Consider the following 14,162-nt stretch of genomic DNA (forward strand, 5'->3'; position numbering starts at 1 on the left):
CGGATTTCGGACTTCGCTCAAATGCCGCGCGGGCTCGGTGATACGATCTCCGCTTCGATCGAAGCAAAGATCGTATCAATCCCGCCCGAGCATGGTCCGGCCGATCGCAAAGACGCGCCCGTCGCCGAGCAGGTAGGCCGTGAACCCCTTGGGGAAGAGCGGCTCGAAGGCGGCGTCGCGCACGTTGAGGCCGCCCGTATAGGCCCCGAAGGCCGGCATGACGAGGCGGTGGCCGTCGCTCACGAAGCAGCGGCGGCGCACGGAGCGGCCGCGCATGCTGACCTTGCCGCAGGGGTGGAGATGGCCGGCGATCTCGCCCGCCTCGGCCCCCGCCAGCGGCTCGTGGCGCAGCGTCAGGCCGCCGATGGAAACCGTCTCGCAGTAGCGTCCGCCGACGCCCTCGCTCACCGCCGCATCGTGGTTGCCGGCGATCCAGACCCAGTCGCGGCCTTCCTGAAGCGCGGCGATCATCGCCCGGTCGCCGGGCTCCATCCGCTCTGGGCCGCGGGCATCGTGGAAGGAATCGCCGAGCGCGACCACGCAGGCCGGATCGAGCCGCTGAACCACCTCGTGCAGGCAGGCGAGGGTCTCGCGGGTGTCGTAGGGCGGCAGGAATTGGCCGGAGCGGGCGGCGAACGACGAGCCCTTCTCCAGATGGAGGTCCGACACCACCAGGGTGCGGTGTTCGGGCAGCCACAGGACGCCGGTGCGGTCGAGGCTCAAGGCCTCGCCGGCAAGCGCAAGGTCGGTGCCCTTCACGGTCTTCTCGAGTCTCTGGCCGAGTGCCAACGTCTTTGTCCCAAGCTTCGCGGAGGAGGCGGCACGCCGCGTCAGCCGAGCGCCTCTTGGAGAAGCTCGGCTTCGGCCTCGGCCAGGATCTCGTCGGCCCCCTCCCCGTAGACCCGCTCGCGCCCGATTTCGAGCATGACGGACACGGAGAGCGGCGAGACCCGGTCGAGCGCCCTGTGGGTGATTCGCCCCCGGATACGCCTCAGCATCATGCCGAGGCGGGTCACGTCGAGGAGTCCGGTTGCCGCATCCTGCCGCGCGGCGCGCAGGAGCAGGTGGTCGGGCTGGTGGCGGCGCAGCACGTCGTAGATCAGATCGGTCGAGATCGTGACCTGTCGGCCGGTCTTCTTCTGGCCGGGAAAGCGCCGCTCGATCAGCCCGGCGATGACCGCGCATTGCCGGAAGGTGCGCTTCATCATCGCCGACTCGTCGAGCCAGGCCTCCAGGTCGTCGCCGAGCATGTCCTCGTCGAACAAGGCCTCCATGAAACCGGGCGAGAGCGCGGCGCGCTCGCTCAGATCCTTGGTGCACCAGATGGCGATGCCGTAATCGTTGGCGGCAAATCCGAGCGGGCGCAGGCGGGCGCGCTCCAGGCGGCGGGTCAGCAGCATGCCGAGCGTCTGGTGGGCGAGCCGCCCCTCGAACGGGAAGGCGGTGAGGTAGTGGCGCCCGGCCCGCGCAAACGTCTCGACCAAGAGGTCGCGCTCGCCCGGCAGCACGGAGTGGCGGCGCTGCTGGGCAAGGTAGTCCGCGAGCTGGCGCGGCAGGCGGTCCCACTCGAACGGGTCGGCGATGATCGCCCGCACCCGTGCGGCGAGGAAGGTCGAGAGCGGGAATTTCGAGCCGGCATAGGAGGGGATCGCCGGATCGGTGCCGGGCCCGGCCCGCGTGACGAGGCATTCGTCCTCGGCGAGCCCCTCGAAGCGCAGCACCTCGCCCGCAAACAGGAAGGTATCACCGACGGTCAGCGTCTCGGCGAAATCCTCCTCGATCTCGCCGAGCGTCCGTCCGCCCTTCGGCAGCACGGTGCCGGGCTTGGAGCGCAGGCTGCGGGCCATCCGCACCTTGATGTGCGTCGATTCGACGATGGTGCCGATGTTCATGCGGTATTGCTGCGCCACCCGCGCGTCGCGCACCCGCCATTTGCCGTCGGGCCCGCGCAGGATTTTGGCGAAGCGCTCGTAGGCGCGAAGCGCATAGCCGCCGGTGGCGACGTAATCGACCACCGCTTCGAAATCCTCCCACGACAAGGTCGCGTAGGGTGCCGCCGAGATGACCTCGTCGTAGAGTTCGAGCGGATCGAAGGCGTCGGCGCAGGCCATGCCGAGCACGTGCTGGGCGAGCACGTCGGGGGCGCCGAGGCGGGCGTCGGGCGTGTCCTGGGCCGCCTCCTCCACCGCGTCGAGGGCGGCGCGGCATTCCAGCATCTCGAAGCGGTTGCCGGGGACGAGATAGGCCTTCGACGGCTCGTCCATGCGGTGGTTGGCCCGGCCGATCCGCTGCATGATCCGGCTCGCGCCCTTCGGCGCGCCGAGATTGACCACGAGATCGACGTCGCCCCAATCGATGCCGAGATCGAGCGTCGCGGTGCAGACGATGGCGCGCAGCTGCCCCGCCGCCATCGCCGCCTCGACCCGGCGGCGCTGCGTGGCGTCGAGCGAGCCGTGATGCAGGGCGATCGGCAGCGTGTCGTCGTTGAGCCGCCACAGCTCCTGAAACGTGTACTCGGCCTGGAGGCGGGTGTTGACGAAGACGAGCACCATCCGGTGTGCCCGGATCAGGTCGTAGATCGCCGGCATCGAGTGCCACGCGGTGTGGCCGGCGAGCGGGAGCGTCCGGTTCACTTCGAGCATGTGCAGGTCGGGCTTGGCACCGCCCTTCACCACGACGAGCTCGGCCCGGCGGTCCTCGCCCGGCACTTGGCCGACGAGGTACTTTTGGAGTTCCTCCGGTTCGCGCACGGTGGCCGAGAGGCCGATGGCGCGAGCCTCCGGCGCCAACCGGCGAACGCGGGCGAGCGCGAGGGAGAGGAGATCGCCGCGCTTCGAGGTGACGAGGGCGTGCAATTCGTCGAGCACGATCGTCTTCAGGCCGGCGAAGAAGGCCTCCGCCTCCCGGTGGGCGAGCAGCAGCGAGAGCTGTTCGGGCGTCGTAAGCAGGATATCGGGCGGGCGCTGGATCTGGCGTGCGCGCTTGTGCGCGGGGGTGTCGCCGGTGCGGGTTTCGACCGTGACCGGCAGATCCATGCCTTCGATCGGCGCGTCGAGGTTGCGGGCGATGTCGACCGCCAGCGCCTTGAGCGGCGAGACGTAGAGGGTGTGCAATCCTTTCGCCTTGCCGCCCTTGCTCGCGCTTCCTTGCCGCTCGCTCAGCTCGACCAGGCTCGGCAGGAAGCCGGCCAGCGTCTTGCCCGCTCCCGTGGGAGCGACGAGCAACGCCGAGCGTCCGCCCTGGACGGTCGCGAGCAGTTCGAGCTGATGCGGGCGGGGTGACCAGCCGCGGGAGGCGAACCACGCGGAGAAGCGCGGCGGGAGGTCGGGGGGCGGTGGCACCCGGCTCAGGTACGACGTGCGCGGCGCGGCGTCACCGCGTCACGCCAGCGCCATCAGGAAGCGGTCGATCAGCTCCAAGGCGCGCTCGGTCAGCGCGCCGGGATAGCGCACGAAGATGTGGCAACCGCCGGCATAGACCGCCGTGTGACCGCCATTGTTGGCCGCCGCCCAGCGGGCCGACATGTAGAGCGTGTCGTCGAGCAGCGGATCGGCGGTGCCGACCGTGAACAGGGCCGGCGGCAGGCCCTTCAGGTCGGCGTAGAGCGGCGAGACGTCGGGCCGGCGCCGGTCGATGCCCTCGCGCACGTAACCGTCGGCGAAGCGCTTGAGGTCGGTGGTGTTGATGACGAGGCGCTCCTCGCCCCACAGCCGCACGCTCGGGGTCAGGCCGAGATCGTAGAAGCCGGCATTGAGGTTGGCGCCGCGGAAGGCGCGGGGCAGGTTGTGCCGGTCGCGCAGGCGCAGCAGCGTCATCACCGCGAGATGCGCGCCGACGGATTCGCCGCCGATGGTCAGCGCGTGAATGCCGAGTTCCGCCTTGCCGGGGCCGGCGAGCCACAGGGCGGCCGCCTCGCAATCCTCGAGCGCGGCGGGATAGGGATGCTCCGGCGCCAGCCGGTACTCGACCGAGAGGCAGACGAAGCCGCAGGTGTCGGCGATGCGCTCGAGCCAGGGGTCCTGCTCGTCGGCCGCGCCCCAGACCCAGCCGCCGCGGTGGATGTGCAGGTAGGCGCCCCGTGCCTTGCCCTGCGGTCGGATCACCCGCAGCGCCAGCGGTCCGGCGGGTCCCTCGATGGTCACGGTCTCGGCGCGCGGGCTGCGCGGCATGGCGGGCGATGCCTGCGTGCCCGCCCGGCGGCGCGCGCGCACCTCTTCGATCGGCAGCGACCATGGGTCGGCCTGCGCGGCGTGGGCTGCCACGATCTCGGCATTGAGCGCCTTCGTCTCGGCATCAATGGTCGCCGGGTCGAACAGAGCGTGGTCGATCATGGCCTGAATCAGGTCGCGCTTTATGGGGTCAACGGGAGCCGGCAGGGCCGGATGCAGCCTGCCATCTTGAGCGGAACGTTCGAGGATGCCATCTGGCTGCTACCCCGAATGCGTCGAATGATGCTGCGGCGTCCCGGTTTCGCAGGAGTGTGGCGAGGCTGCAACGCCGTTGCGAGGGTGCCACGGAACACCAAGGATACCGGCAGAATGATCGGCGATCACGACTCGCGGCGCCGCGCCCCGCTCGACTCGGGCGCTTATCCGGCCGATCCGCGTCATGGTGCGCCCCGCCGCCGCTCCGGCCTCAACCGCTTCCTCGGCGGCTCGCCCGCAGCGGTGTTCGTGAAGCTGCTGTTCCTGTCCGTGCTCGTCGGCGCGGTGATGGCGATGTTCGGCCTAACGCCGGGCCTGCTGTTCTGGCAGCTCTACGACTTCACCCGTTCGCTGATCGATCTCGGCCTCGACACCTTCCACGATTTCGGCCGCTGGATCCTCGCGGGCGCGGTGGTGGTTGTGCCGATCTGGCTGATCGCCCGCCTGCTCACCGTTTCGCGGGAGCGGTGACGCCGGACCGCTGCGTCGATCCCTCCGGACCGACGCGTCGGCCGTCGTCGTGAGGGCGTGCGACACAGCAACAGCTTAGAACTGTTCCGATTGTTCGCCCGCGCGAACGGTTCTAAGACTCGCACGAGAAGTAAGAAACCGCATCGAGGCGTGTCGTGCAGACCAATTTCGCCCCCGAGCAGCTCGCCGACCCCGCCATGGCGGCCTCCGAGAAGATCCTGCGCACCTGCGTGCATTGCGGATTCTGTACCGCGACCTGCCCGACCTACCTCCTGCTCGGTGACGAGCTCGATTCACCGCGCGGACGCATCTACCTCATCAAGGACATGCTGGAGGGCGGCAAGCCGGCGAGCCGCGAAGTGGTCAAGCACATCGACCGCTGCCTCTCCTGCCTGTCCTGCATGACGACCTGTCCGTCGGGCGTGCACTACATGCACCTCGTCGATCATGCCCGCACCCATATCGAGAAGACCTACGCGCGCCCGCTCTCTGACCGGCTCCTGCGCGCGGTGCTGGCCCTGGTGCTGCCCTATCCGAACCGGTTCCGGGTGGCGCTGCTGGCGGCCAAGATCGGGGCGCCGTTCCGGCCGCTGGTCGCCCGGCTGCCGCGGGTCGGCAACCGGCTCGCAGCGATGCTCGACCTCGCCCCGGCGCAACTGCCGAACCGCAACCGCACCGACCGGCCGGGCACCTTCCCCGCCGATCCCTCGGCGCAGGAGATCAGCGACCTCTTCCAGACCGGTGAGGACAAGGCACCGGCCAAGCGCCGCGGCCGGGTCGCGCTGCTGCGCGGCTGTGCCCAGAGCGTGCTGCGGCCGGACTTCAACGAGGCGGCGATCCGCCTGCTCAACCGCCACGGGGTCGAGGTGGTCCTGCCCAAGGGCGAGGGCTGCTGCGGCGCACTGACCCACCACCATGGGCAAGGAGGCGAACGCCCACGGTCACGCCAAGCGCACCATCGACGCTTGGATCGCCGAGATGGACGGGCCCGGCCTCGATGCCATCGTCGTCACCGCCTCGGGCTGCGGCACGACGATCAAGGATTACGGCTTCATGTTCCGCGACGACCCGGCCTATGCCGAGAAGGCCGCGCGGGTCTCAGGCATCGCCAAGGACGTGACCGAGTACATGGCCGAGATCGGCCTGCTGCCCCCGGTCGAGGATACCGACCTCGTGGTCGCCTACCATTCCGCCTGCTCGATGCAGCACGGGCAGGCCATCCGCACCGAGCCCAAAACCCTGCTCAAGAAGGCCGGCTTCACGGTCAAGGACGTGCCGGAGGGCCATATCTGCTGCGGCTCGGCCGGAACCTACAACATCCTTCAGCCGGAGATCGCCGCCCGCCTGCGGGATCGCAAGGTCGCCAATATCGAGCGCGTCCGGCCCGACATCATCGCCACCGGAAATATCGGCTGCGCCACCCAGATCGGGAAGGGCACCGACATCCCGATCCTGCACACGGTCGAGCTGCTCGACTGGGCCACCGGCGGGCCGCGGCCGGAAGCGTTGGCGCATGTGAAGGCGCGTCCGGCGCCGGTTCCGGCGCACGTTTAAGGTCAAGATTGAATTTCCCGCTCTGCACAATTGCGGGTCGTCTCTTCCTTGACCTCGCTGCAGGTGCGAATTAGGCCCGCAACCAGTGTCGGCCCGAGATCGTTTGCAGGCTTATGACAGAGAACCCGACAGAGTCGCCCGTCGTCCTCCTCGTCGAAGATGACGGTCTGCTGCTGATGGAAGCGTCCGATACCCTGGCCGAGGCCGGGTTCAACGTCCTCGAAGCGCACCATGCCGACAAGGCGCTCGACGTGCTGGAAGGCCGGCCCGATGTCGGGATCGTGATGACCGATGTCGACATGCCGATGGGCTCGATGGACGGCTTCGCCCTGGCCCGCCTCGTCGCCCACCGCTGGCCGGAAAATCCCGGTGCTGATCGTCTCCGGCATGGGCACGCCCGGCCCCGGTGACATGCCTGATGGTGCCCGCTTCATTCCGAAGCCCTACGCGCCGACCATGCTGGTGCGCACCCTCAAGGCCTGCCTCAAGCGCGCCGCCTGACGGCCGCCCGCAGACGTTGCGCGCATGGCCGATGCGCGCGAGGGCCAATCGCGGGTTTCGCTGCAGTCCGTTTCGCGGCAGAAGGCGGGTGAGAGTGGCGCGCTGCCCCGCGCGCCGACAGACCGATCAGTTCAGGTCCCGCCATGACCGCCGAGCCAAAAACCCTCCGCTTCGCCACGCAGGCGGTCCATGCGGGTGCCGCGCCCGATCCCGCCACCGGTGCGCGGGTGCAGCCGATCTACTTTACCAACGGCTTCGTCTTCGACTCGACGGAGCAGGCCGCCGACATCTTCGCCATGCGCAAGACCGGCTTCTCCTACTCGCGCGGCTCGAACCCGACGGTCGCCGCGCTGGAGCGTCGGGTCGCCGCATTGGAGGGCGCCAAGGCGGCGGTCGCCGTCTCGTCCGGGCAGTCGGCGGTTCTGCTGGTGATGATGACGCTGATGCAGACGGGCGACGCCTACGTCGCCTCGCCGCGCCTGTTCGGCGGCTCGCTCGGCCTGATGCGCCGCCTCGAAGGGCGCTACGACCTGACTCCGCAATTCGCCGCGGACCTGACGCCGGAGGCCTTCGAAGCAGCGATCACGCCGCAGACCAAGGCGATCATCTGCGAGTCGATCGTTAATCCCTGCGCCACGGTGATGGATATCGAGGGCATCGCCGCGGTCGCCAAGCGCCACGGCCTGCCGCTCGTCATCGACAACACCCTGGCCTCGCCCGCGCTGATCCGCCCGATCGAGTACGGCGCCGACATCATCGTCCACTCGACGTCGAAGTTCCTCGGCGGCTCGGGCCAGGTGATCGGCGGCATGATCTGCGATGCCGGCACCTTCGATTGGAAGGCGCAGGGCTCGCGTTACAATCTCATCAACGATCCCTGGCCGGACTATGACGGCCTGATCGTCAGCGATCGCTTCCCCGAGATCAGCTTCGCCGTGGCCTGCCGCCTGTTTGGCCTGCGCGACCTCGGCCCCGGCCTCTCGCCGATGAACGCCTTCCTGACGCTCACCGGCATCGAGACGCTGCCGCTGCGGATGGAGCGCCACTGCGCCAACGCCAAGGCGGTTGCGGCCTATCTCAAGGACCATCCGGCGGTGGATTGGGTGAGCTACCCCGCGCTTCCCGGCCAGAAGGGTGAGGCTTTGGCCAACCGCTACGTGCCGCAGGGTCCGGGCTCGATCTTCACCTTCGCCCTGAAGGGCGGCGAGCCGGCGGCCCTGGCGTTCATCGCGAACCTCGAACTGGTCTCGCACCTCGTGAACATCGGCGAGATCAAGTCGCTCGTGATCCACCCGGCCACCACGACCCATCGCCAGCTCCGCCCCGAGGAGCGCGCGGCGGCCTGCGTCGGCCCCGAGACCGTGCGTCTCTCGATCGGCCTGGAGGATCCCGAGGATCTCATCGCCGATATCGAGCAGGCCCTGGCCAAGGTCGGCGCACAGATCGGCTGAGGCCGCGATGGGACGGCGCGGGCGCATCGCTGCGGTGATCTTCGGCCTCGCCGTCCTCGGCGCCGGTGCCGTCGTCCTCGCCGACTTCTCGCAAGTCGGCCGCACCGAGCCGCCGCTGGTGGCCGAGGCCGAGCGCGCCGACCGCGTCCTCGTGGAGAAGGCGGCGCGCCGCCTGACCCTGCTGCGCGAGGGCCGTGTGCTCGCGATCTACCCCATCTCCCTCGGCTTCGCGCCGGAGGGCCATAAGGCGCGCGAAGGCGACGGGCGTACGCCCGAGGGCGTCTACACAGTCGCGTTCCGCAATCCGCGCAGCGTCGCCCATCTCTCGCTCAAGGTGTCCTACCCCTCCCTGGCCGACGCGGCCGCGGCGCAGGCCGGTGGCTATTCGCCCGGTGGCGACATCATGATCCACGGACTGATGAACGGCTTCTCCTGGCTCGGCCGTCTGCACCGGCCGAAGGATTGGACCCAGGGCTGCGTCGGCGTCACCAACGCCGAGATGCGCGCGATCTACGCCCGCGTCGATCTGGGCACGCCCATCGAGATCAGGCCTTGAACGTCGTCGCGTCCGCTGCCGGCACGACGGATCGACGCTCGGTGCAGGGGATCGTCTGTCGAGCGAGCCCATTCGAACCGGTTTCGGCGCTCGAAAATTCTTGGCTTGACACTAATCGGCGCACATGCGCCGTCTCGACAAGCATTGTAAGGCCGGTTGATTTCGAAAAAATCGCCATATCCCTTGATTTCAAGTCAGACGAACAGCGAGAGTGCATGGGCTAGTTCGACGTGATAACAAAATCAATAAATCAGTTATGTGAATCCGAAGATCACTATAGGTCGATTTCCAAAACTGGATAATGCCAATCGCAACCTCCGGCTGAAGAAGTTTTGGCGAGTGGCCGTTCCGATCGGCTGAAAGCAGATTACGACAAATCATGGGGCGGATCTCTTAATCCTCTCGTTAAGACATTTCATTTATCAATTTTTTGTCAGCAGACCTGGGTGATCCGTGCGCGGCGGACATTTCAGCATTTTACGCGCCTTACCCGTCCGATGCGCTTCTCTCTCAAAGCTGCTCTCATCGCCCTGTTCGGTGGGCTCACGCTCATTACGATCGGCCAGGGGGTGGTCTCCCTGATGGAGCTGTCGTCGATCCGCCGCGGTGTCGATGCGGTCGCCACCAACTGGCTTCCGTCCGTCCTCGCGGTCAACGAAATGGGGACGGCTGCAAGCCAGATGCGCCTGCGGCAGTATCGGACCGTCACGACCTCCACCGATCCCGAGACGTTGGCGGCGAACCGGAGCAACTACGAACGGGCGCTGAGCGACATGGCGGCGGCGCGCAAGCGCTACGAGCCCCTGATCTCGTCCCCGGAAGAACGTGCGCTCTACACGCAGTTTTCGGAGCTGTGGTCCCGCTACGATGAGGCGAGCCGCCGTATCATCGCGATGATGGAGCGGGGCGAGCAGCGGGAAGCCATGGCGGAACTGGTCGGGCCCGGCCTGCTCTCCTTGTACAGCCAATCGAGCGACCTGATCGCCCGCGCGATCACCCTCAATCGCGACGGCTCCACGCGCGACGCGTCGACCGCGGTCGGCAATGTCGAGACCGCTTCGATCGTTGCGAGTGTCACGATGGCGGTCGCCGTGCTCGTCGCCCTGTTTGCGATGGCGTTCGGCTTCGTGCGGATCTCGCGGCCGATCACCGGCATCACCGGCATGATGGGGGCGCTCGCCGCCGGCGACGTCGAGACGCCGGTGCCGTACCGTCAGCGCCGGGACGAAATCGGCGCGATGGCGGCCGCCGTCCAGGTGTTCAAGGATAACCTGATCCGCACCCGCGCCCTGGAAGCCGAGACGGCGCTCGCCCGCGCTTCGGCCGAGGAGCAGCGGAAGGCAGCGATGCGGTCGATGGCCGACAGCTTCGAGGCCGCCATCGGCGGGATCATCGGCACCGTGACCTCGGCGGCGACCGAGTTGCAGGCCACGGCCCAGAGCATGTCGGGGACCGCGACCGAAACGGCCTCCCAATCGATCACCGTGGCGTCCGCCGCCGAGGAGGCGGCGACCAATGTGGGGACCGTTGCGGCCGCGGCGGAAGAACTCGGCACCTCCGTGCACGAGATCGGCCGGCAGGTGGCCACTTCGTCCGAACTCGCCCAAGCCGCGGTCGGTGAAGCCGACCAGACCGCCGGTTTGGTCCAGAACCTGTCGAGCGCGGCCGCCAAGATCGGCGACGTGGTGTCGATGATCTCGACGATCGCCGGCCAGACCAACCTGCTCGCGCTCAACGCCACCATCGAGGCGGCGCGGGCCGGCGAAGCTGGGCGCGGCTTCGCGGTGGTCGCGGCGGAGGTGAAGGAACTGGCCAACCAGACCGCCCGGGCGACCAGTGAAATCGCGCAGCAGATCGGCACGATCCAGAGCGCGACCGATCAGGCGGTCTCGGCCATCGGCGGCATTTCCGGCCGCATCCGCGAGATCAACGGCGTTGCCGCCGGCATCGCGGCGGCGGTCGAGCAGCAGGGCGCAGCGACGCAGGAGATCGTGCGCAACGTCGCCCAGGCCTCGACCGGCACGGCCGAGGTGACGAGCAACATCGCCGGCGTCGCCCGCGCCTCCGAAGAGACCGGCGCGGCGGCGAGCCAAGTGCTCGGCGCGGCGTCCGAATTGTCGCGCCAGTCCGAGCAGCTCTCGGCGGAGGTGAGCCGCTTCCTCGCGACCGTGCGGGCGGCGTAGCGAAGCCCGAACCAGCACACCGATTGGGGATTCGTTAGGAAGAGGTCGCCTTCGGGCGGCCTCTTCCCATATGCGCCTGCCATGAGTGCCCGCGTCGAACCCAAGACGCGAAACCCCACGGGAGACCGCCATGCGCGCCTACGAGATGTCCGCTGCCGCCGGCCTCGACAGTTGGAAGAGTGCCGAGCGCCCGACGCCCGAACCGGGCCGCGGGCAGGTTCTGGTGCGGATGCGCGCCGCCTCCCTCAACTACCGCGATCTGCTGATCTGCCAGGGCCACTACCCGTTCGCGGTCAATCTCGACCGGCTGATCCCGCTCTCGGACGGGGCGGGTGAAATCGTAGCGATCGGCGAAGGCGTGCGCCGCTTCACCGGCGGTGAGCGGGTCGCCGGGATTTTCTCGCAGAGCTGGCTCGGCGGCGCGCAGGTGGCCGATACGTGGCAGACCGCGCTCGGCGGCGCCATCGACGGGGTGCTGACCGAGTATCAGGTGTTCGACGAGGACGGGCTCGTCACGCTGCCCGATCATCTCAGCTTCGAGGAAGGGGCGACGCTCCCCTGCGCAGCGGTGACCGCCTGGAACGCGCTCTACGGACTCAAGCCCCTGCGGGCCGGCGAGACGGTGCTGACGCTCGGCACCGGCGGCGTCTCGATCTTCGCGATCCAGCTCGCCCACGCGGCCGGGGCGCGGGTCATCGCCACCTCGTCGAGCGATGCCAAGCTGGAGAAGGCCCGCGCGCTCGGCGCGCACGACACCATCAACTACCGTACCCATCCCGATTGGGAGGGCGAGGTGCGTCGGCTGACCGGCGGAACCGGCGTCGATCACGTCGTCGAGGTCGGCGGCACCGGGACGCTCCCGCGCTCCATCGCCTCCACCCGGCCCGGCGGGCATATCGGTTTGATCGGCTTGCTGGCTCAGGGCGAGGCGTTCGACCCGCTGGCGATCCTCGGCGCGAGCTGCATCGTGCGCGGCGTCGCCGTCGGCCCGCGGGAGATGTTCGAGGACATGAACCGCTCGATCGCCCTGCACGGGATCAAGCCGGTGATCGACCGGGTCTATGGTTTCGACGAAGCGCCGGCGGCTCTCAAAGCCCTGGCCGAGGCCGGGCATGTCGGCAAGATCGTGATCCGGATCGATTGATGCTCGGGCGTCGGGCGAAGAGGCGGGTGATGCGCGCAGGGGTCGGATGGGGACTTGTCGCAGCGCTCGTGTCGCCGGTGGCGGCGAGCGCTACGGACGTCACGACAGTGCGGACCGAGTCCTTCCCCCGGCCGCCCTATTCCGGGGCGACCTATTACGTCTACGAGCGGGCGGGCCAGACGATCTGCACCAAGCTCGCCGTGTGCAACAAGTTCGACCAGTGCGAGACCAGCTACGTCCCCGGTGCCTTTCGCGCGCCCGAGGACACCGCCACCGGAGATCCCTACGGGACCACGCCTGCGGTGCCGATCGCGCCCGCCTCGCTCGCCAAGCATGTCTGCCTGACGCGGTTCGGGTTGGTGCAGCGGTAGGCCCTACGCCTCGTCGGTCTTGCGAGCCTTCCGGTTCAATGCCCGCAGCGCCCCGCGGAAGGTGCGCACGTCCTGCTCGGTCATCGCCATGCGGTGGAGCATGTCGCGCATGTTGCGGGCGATGATCTCCTGCTTCTCCGGCGGGTAGAAGCCGGCCCCCCGCCAACGTCTCCTCCAGACTCGCGAACAGCGAGAGCATTGCTTCGCGGGTGGCGGGCGGCGAGAGCATTTCGCCGGAGAAGCGCAGGGTGGCGAGGCCGGCGGCGCGGCGCCACTCATAGCCCATCAGCAGCACCGCCTGAGCGAGGTTGAGCGAGGGGAACTCGTCCGTCACCGGGAAGGTGACGATGGCGTCGGCCAGCGACACCTCGTCGTTGCTCAAGCCCACCCGCTCGCGCCCGAACATCAGCCCGATCCGCTCACCGCGGCCGATCCGCTCGGCGGTGGCCGTCAGGGCGTCTTCGGGCGCGAAGACGCGCTTCATCTGCCCGCGCTCGCGGGCGGTGGTGGCGAGGAGGAAATGCAGGTCGGCGATGGCCTCCGGCAGCGTGGCGTAGACCTTGGCCCCGTCGAGCACGTAAGTCGCGCCGGAGGCCGCCTCGCGCACACCCTTCTTCGGCCAACCGTTCTTGGGCGCCACCAGGCGCAACTCGGACAGGCCGAAATTCGCCATGGCGCGGGCGGTCATGCCGATATTCTCGGCAAGTTGCGGCTCGACCAGGATGACGACGGGGGCGCTCATTCTTTTCGACACTCAAACGCATCGAAGCGCGCCGCCGGCAATGCCGACGACGCGATCCTCCAAAAAGATCAGATCTTACCGTCGAGACCCATCTGGTAGTATTTGTGGACGATCTTGTCCTGGTTCTCGAGGAGCCAGTCGATCGAGGGCTCGTTGGTCATGGCCTTGCGGATCGCCTCGGTCATGCCCTTGCGCTGGATCTCGAACAGCGCCTTGTGATCGACGCTCTCGGCCTGGATCACGCCGGGGCTGAGCCAGACCGAGCAGATGATGCCGAGGTCGTTGGCCTTCTCCTTGGGGATGTAGCCGGCCCGCACCGCGTCGAGCACGCCGTTGGCGATGGCGTACTGCACCGTGCCCATCAGGATCGAGGTGTACTTGTTCTCGGTCACGCTCACCTTGGAGACGCACAGCGTCACCGGGCGGACCATGATGTCGGTGTTCAGGAGCGCGAAGACGCGGCTATGGCCGACAACCTGATCGCCGGTGAGGGTGGCGAGCGCGGTGCCGACCGGCCCGTCGAGCTCGCCGATGATGACCTCGGGCTCGGAGGCCGTGTTGGGCGGGCCGCCCGCAACGAGGGCCTCGCCGGCGCGCAGGATGATGCGGTCGCTCATGGTGTGTCCTTCCTCGTGATCGGCCGTTTTTCTTGACGCGCGGGTCGTCGCAGCGGCAGCCGGGTTTGTCCAGGCCACATAGCGCGGCCGTGGCGTGCGCTCTTGTGCGGGAGCGACACTCGCTTTGGCCGGTGGCCGCGCCGGGTGG

Annotated in this window: 10 protein-coding genes and 3 pseudogenes; 8 read left to right on the forward strand and 5 right to left on the reverse strand. The window is 68.4% G+C overall.

All coding sequences use genetic code 11. The annotated features are described in order from the left end of the window. Positions 1 to 75 precede the first annotated feature (75 nt). From pdeM to M2437_RS17595, 3 genes are read right to left on the reverse strand one after another with little or no spacing between them, the layout of a single operon-like run. Positions 76 to 789, reverse strand: coding sequence for a ligase-associated DNA damage response endonuclease PdeM (gene pdeM / locus M2437_RS17585; protein ID WP_253388211.1), 714 nt, complete (start codon positions 787 to 789; stop codon positions 76 to 78). Between the two features lie 41 nt (positions 790 to 830). Beyond that, positions 831 to 3,341 (reverse strand): ligase-associated DNA damage response DEXH box helicase, encoded by a 2,511-nt coding sequence (locus M2437_RS17590; RefSeq protein WP_085857421.1) that lies wholly within the window; start codon positions 3,339 to 3,341, stop codon positions 831 to 833. 39 nt (positions 3,342 to 3,380) lie between these two features. Continuing rightward, positions 3,381 to 4,331, reverse strand: coding sequence for an alpha/beta hydrolase (locus tag M2437_RS17595; RefSeq protein ID WP_003597918.1), 951 nt, complete (start codon positions 4,329 to 4,331; stop codon positions 3,381 to 3,383). 207 nt (positions 4,332 to 4,538) lie between these two features. Between M2437_RS17595 and M2437_RS17600 the strand changes: the two genes are divergently transcribed. The 8 genes and pseudogenes from M2437_RS17600 (at position 4,539) to M2437_RS17635 (ending at position 12,655) form a co-directional block, all read left to right on the forward strand. Beyond that, positions 4,539 to 4,895, forward strand: coding sequence for a DUF6460 domain-containing protein (locus M2437_RS17600; RefSeq protein WP_082289451.1), 357 nt, complete (start codon positions 4,539 to 4,541; stop codon positions 4,893 to 4,895). Positions 4,896 to 5,050: 155 nt separating this feature from the next. Continuing rightward, a pseudogene (locus tag M2437_RS17605) lies at positions 5,051 to 6,449 on the forward strand (heterodisulfide reductase-related iron-sulfur binding cluster). Between the two features lie 113 nt (positions 6,450 to 6,562). After that, positions 6,563 to 6,950: pseudogene (locus M2437_RS17610) on the forward strand (response regulator). A 143-nt stretch (positions 6,951 to 7,093) separates the two neighbouring features. After that, positions 7,094 to 8,401 carry an O-acetylhomoserine aminocarboxypropyltransferase/cysteine synthase family protein gene (locus M2437_RS17615; protein WP_003597927.1) on the forward strand — a complete coding sequence of 436 codons (1,308 nt, stop codon included), beginning with the start codon at positions 7,094 to 7,096 and terminating at the stop codon, positions 8,399 to 8,401. Positions 8,402 to 8,408: 7 nt separating this feature from the next. After that, on the forward strand, positions 8,409 to 8,957 hold the full coding sequence (locus tag M2437_RS17620; protein WP_253388212.1) for a L,D-transpeptidase family protein: 549 nt from the start codon (positions 8,409 to 8,411) through the stop codon (positions 8,955 to 8,957). 497 nt (positions 8,958 to 9,454) lie between these two features. Then, a complete protein-coding gene (locus M2437_RS17625) occupies positions 9,455 to 11,140 on the forward strand; it encodes a methyl-accepting chemotaxis protein (protein WP_253388213.1) in 1,686 nt (561 codons plus the stop codon). Between the two features lie 130 nt (positions 11,141 to 11,270). Next, on the forward strand, positions 11,271 to 12,284 hold the full coding sequence (locus M2437_RS17630; RefSeq protein ID WP_253388214.1) for a zinc-dependent alcohol dehydrogenase family protein: 1,014 nt from the start codon (positions 11,271 to 11,273) through the stop codon (positions 12,282 to 12,284). Positions 12,285 to 12,313: 29 nt separating this feature from the next. Continuing rightward, positions 12,314 to 12,655 (forward strand): hypothetical protein, encoded by a 342-nt coding sequence (locus M2437_RS17635; RefSeq protein WP_253388215.1) that lies wholly within the window; start codon positions 12,314 to 12,316, stop codon positions 12,653 to 12,655. 3 nt (positions 12,656 to 12,658) lie between these two features. Here the strand turns inward: M2437_RS17635 and M2437_RS17640 are convergent. Then, positions 12,659 to 13,397: pseudogene (locus tag M2437_RS17640) on the reverse strand (RNA methyltransferase). A 68-nt stretch (positions 13,398 to 13,465) separates the two neighbouring features. After that, complete coding sequence (locus tag M2437_RS17645) at positions 13,466 to 14,014, reverse strand: formaldehyde-activating enzyme (RefSeq protein WP_003597938.1); 549 nt, start codon at positions 14,012 to 14,014, stop codon at positions 13,466 to 13,468. Positions 14,015 to 14,162: the final 148 nt, after the last annotated feature.

Source organism: Methylorubrum pseudosasae (assembly GCF_029504475.1).
GTDB classification, from domain to species: domain Bacteria; phylum Pseudomonadota; class Alphaproteobacteria; order Rhizobiales; family Beijerinckiaceae; genus Methylobacterium; species Methylobacterium extorquens.

What these genes read in the sequence shown, in the direction of transcription:
- M2437_RS17620 (WP_253388212.1), top strand. Translation starts at nt 8,409, where the DNA reads ATGGGACGGCGCGGGCGCATCGCTGCGGTGATCTTCGGCCTCGCCGTC.
- M2437_RS17595 (WP_003597918.1), bottom strand. Translation starts at nt 4,331, where the DNA reads ATGATCGACCACGCTCTGTTCGACCCGGCGACCATTGATGCCGAGACG.
- M2437_RS17625 (WP_253388213.1), top strand. Translation starts at nt 9,455, where the DNA reads ATGCGCTTCTCTCTCAAAGCTGCTCTCATCGCCCTGTTCGGTGGGCTC.
- M2437_RS17630 (WP_253388214.1), top strand. Translation starts at nt 11,271, where the DNA reads ATGCGCGCCTACGAGATGTCCGCTGCCGCCGGCCTCGACAGTTGGAAG.
- M2437_RS17635 (WP_253388215.1), top strand. Translation starts at nt 12,314, where the DNA reads ATGCGCGCAGGGGTCGGATGGGGACTTGTCGCAGCGCTCGTGTCGCCG.
- M2437_RS17645 (WP_003597938.1), bottom strand. Translation starts at nt 14,014, where the DNA reads ATGAGCGACCGCATCATCCTGCGCGCCGGCGAGGCCCTCGTTGCGGGC.
- M2437_RS17615 (WP_003597927.1), top strand. Translation starts at nt 7,094, where the DNA reads ATGACCGCCGAGCCAAAAACCCTCCGCTTCGCCACGCAGGCGGTCCAT.
- M2437_RS17600 (WP_082289451.1), top strand. Translation starts at nt 4,539, where the DNA reads ATGATCGGCGATCACGACTCGCGGCGCCGCGCCCCGCTCGACTCGGGC.